Source organism: Herbaspirillum sp. B65 (genome assembly GCF_000333555.1).
Lineage (GTDB): Bacteria > Pseudomonadota > Gammaproteobacteria > Burkholderiales > Burkholderiaceae_D > Herbaspirillum > Herbaspirillum rubrisubalbicans.
On record NZ_BADI01000244.1, the window covers coordinates 1 to 2,948 of the forward strand.

Sequence of the window (2,948 nt, forward strand, 5' to 3'; positions counted from 1 at the left end):
ACAGCAAGACCATCAGCAGCGTGCCGCCGGCCATGTTCAGCCAGAACCCCGAAGAGGTATCGGCTTGGCTGATCTCGGCCTTTTGGATGATGGCCGCGGCCGTGCCCATGTCCCGCAGCACGAAGGCCAGGTTGGTGGCCACCCCGGCCATGGCCATCAATCCGTATTCGGAGGGGGCGATCAGGCGGGTCAACACGAACATGTTGACCAGTTGCGAGAGGATCTTGACGACCTGCGTCAGCGCGATCCAGCGGGCGTTGGCAGCGGCGCTCATGCAGCGCCCCGCAGTGCGGGCAGACCCGCCTCAATGGCAGCCCCCATGCTCAGTGGGTATCCAGCTCGGGCAGGTTCTTGACCAGCTCATCGACTGCCTTGACCTGTTCCAGGAAAGGCTTGAGCTGCGACAGGCGTAGTGCGCTGGGGCCATCACAGAGGGCCTTGGATGGGTCGGGGTGGGCTTCCAGGAACAGGCCAGCCAGGCCCAGGGCCATGCCGGCGCGTGCCAGTTCGGTAACCTGGCCACGACGACCGCCGGAGGCAGCCGCACCGGATTCGCGCTGCTGCAGTGCATGGGTGACGTCGAAGATCACCGGCTTGTTGCCGCTGACCTGCTTCATCACGCCAAAGCCCAGCATGTCCACTACCAGGTTGTCATAGCCGAACTGCGCGCCACGGTCGCACAGCATGACGTTGGTATTGCCGCCTTCTTCAAACTTCTCCACGATGTTCTTCATCTGCGGCGGGCTGACGAATTGCGGCTTCTTGATGTTGATGACCTTGCCGGTCTTGGCCAAGGCGATCACCAGGTCGGTCTGGCGCGCCAGGAAGGCGGGCAGTTGCAGCACGTCGCACACGCTGGCCACTTCGGCGGCTTGGTAGGGCTCGTGGACGTCGGTGAGCACCGGTACGCCATGCGCCTTCTTGACTGCTTCGAAGATCTTCAGGCCGGCCTCCAGGCCAGGACCACGATAGCTCTTGATGGAGGAGCGATTGGCCTTGTCGAAGGACGCCTTGAACACGTAGGGAATGCCCAGTTCCTTGGTGATGCGCACATATTCACCGCAGACATCGACGGCGAACTGTTCCGATTCCAACACGTTGATGCCACCGAAAAGAACGAAGGGCAGTTCGTTTCCAACCTCGATATCGTTGATCTTGATCATGTTCTCTTTCCTCATGCAGGAGGGTGATTTTCAAATTCCGGCGGCGATCGATTCGCGCCTGGAGGGGGAGGATACTGTGGTTTGTACCGTGATTGCAGACAATTACAGACGTTTGGCGTCCAGCAGCTTGAGTACGCCCACCACATGCTGTGCTTCGTTGAGCGCCACCAGAGCGGTGATGTTCAGTTCCAGCATCTTGGCCTCGGCATCGACGAACATCTCATTTTCCGGCACGGTCTTGGGCGAGGTATTCATCAGGTCGGCTGCGGTGATGTGATAGATGTCCTTGCGGGCGGCCAGGGCGCGCCGCAAGTCGCCGTCGGTGATCACGCCGCATAGTGTCTGGCGGCTGTCGTCGGCACTGACCAGGGCCATACCCAGGCCGCCTTCGGTCATTTGGCCGATCACGTCGATGATCGGTGTCTCGCGCATCACCCATGGAACCTGGGTATGCATCACATCCTTGACGCGCGTGAGCAGGCGCTTGCCCAGGCTGCCACCGGGGTGGAAGCGGGCGAAGTCATTGGGTTTGAAGTCGCGCTTTTCGATCAAGGCCACGGCCAAGGCATCGCCCATCACCAGGGTGGCGGTGGTCGAGGTCGTCGGCGCCAGGTTGTTGGGGCAGGCTTCACGCGGCACCGAGACATCCAGCACCACGTCGGCATTCTTGCCCAGGGTGGAGTTGCGTTTGCCGACGATGGCGATGATGCGCAGCCCGAAGTGGCGCAGTGAGGGGATCAGGCGGATCACTTCTTCGGTTTCGCCGCTGTAGGAAATCAGGATGGCGGTATCGGCTTCGGTGAACATCCCAAGATCGCCATGATAGGCCTCGCCGGGGTGCACGAAGAAGGAGGAGGTGCCGGTGGAGGCGAGGGTGGCAGCGATCTTGCTGCCGATGATGCCGGACTTGCCCATGCCCGAGACGATCACGCGGCCACGGGTGGCATACATCAATTCGACGGCCTGCTCGAATTCATCGGCCAGGCGCTCGGCGATCATGTTCAGGGCTTGCGCCTGTTCCTGGAAGACCCGGATTCCGGTTGTTCTCATGCTGTACTCACTTCTCACTTGTTTGATGTCGGGGCGGCTTACTGCGCCATGCGGTTCATGGCCTGGGCATATCCAGCAACGCTGTCATAGATGGCTGAACGGTTCTGTGCGTTCAATACGCTATCGGAAAATTCACGGAAAGCCCCTTGTCCGCCCGCCTTGGTCAGTACCACGCGGGCATGACGTTTGACGTAGTCCGGCGCGTCATCGACGGCCACCGGCCAGGCACAGGCAGCAAAGCCGGGCAGGTCGATGCTGTCGTCACCGATCATGGCGGTGGCGTCGGGGCCGACCTGGAATTGCTCCATGATGGCCCGACAGGCGCCGGCCTTGTCCTTGGCACCGAGTTGGAACACGGTGATGCCCAGGTCGGCCAGGCGGCGGCGCAGGGTGGCTGAATCGCGACCGGAGATCACGGCCACGTTGACGCCGGCTTCCTGCAGCATCTTGATGCCCATGCCATCGCGCACGTGGAAGCGCTTGAGGCATTCGCCACTGTCGTCGTACCAGATGCCGCCATCGGTAAGTACGCCATCGATATCGGTGATGACCAGCTTCACGTCGGCCAGGCTGCCGGTCTTCAGCGCCGGGTCCGGCAGACCGGACATCAGCGCGCGCACGCGCTCCAGGCAAGCCGGCGTATCTACGCCGGGTGCCGCATGGTCGACTTCGATCACGCGGATCTGCCAGCCGGCATCCATGATGCGCAGTTGTTCCAGCATTNTGCGCCTCCAG

At 61.8% G+C, this 2,948-nt stretch carries 4 protein-coding genes; all 4 read right to left on the minus strand.

The features are described 5' to 3' along the window. The coding region (locus I5W_RS06440; RefSeq protein WP_044528613.1) for an oligosaccharide flippase family protein at positions 1–274 on the minus strand (274 nt) is incomplete at its 3' end. A 49-nt stretch (positions 275–323) separates the two neighbouring features. Continuing rightward, positions 324–1,163: a 3-deoxy-8-phosphooctulonate synthase gene (kdsA, locus tag I5W_RS06445; protein ID WP_017450901.1), complete on the minus strand. Its 840-nt coding sequence runs from the start codon at positions 1,161–1,163 to the stop codon at positions 324–326. 102 nt (positions 1,164–1,265) lie between these two features. After that, a complete protein-coding gene (locus I5W_RS06450; protein ID WP_171427000.1) occupies positions 1,266–2,213 on the minus strand; it encodes a KpsF/GutQ family sugar-phosphate isomerase in 948 nt (315 codons plus the stop codon). Between the two features lie 38 nt (positions 2,214–2,251). After that, the gene (locus I5W_RS06455) at positions 2,252–2,935 is read right to left on the minus strand and encodes an HAD-IIIA family hydrolase (protein ID WP_441294718.1); all 684 of its coding nucleotides are present in this window, start codon (positions 2,933–2,935) and stop codon (positions 2,252–2,254) included. Positions 2,936–2,948: the final 13 nt, after the last annotated feature.

Excerpts from the sequence above, each read along its gene's own strand:
- I5W_RS06455 (WP_441294718.1), bottom strand. The coding sequence starts at position 2,935 with ATGCTGGAACAACTGCGCATCATGGATGCCGGCTGGCAGATCCGCGTG.
- kdsA (WP_017450901.1), bottom strand. The coding sequence starts at position 1,163 with ATGATCAAGATCAACGATATCGAGGTTGGAAACGAACTGCCCTTCGTT.
- I5W_RS06450 (WP_171427000.1), bottom strand. The coding sequence starts at position 2,213 with ATGAGAACAACCGGAATCCGGGTCTTCCAGGAACAGGCGCAAGCCCTG.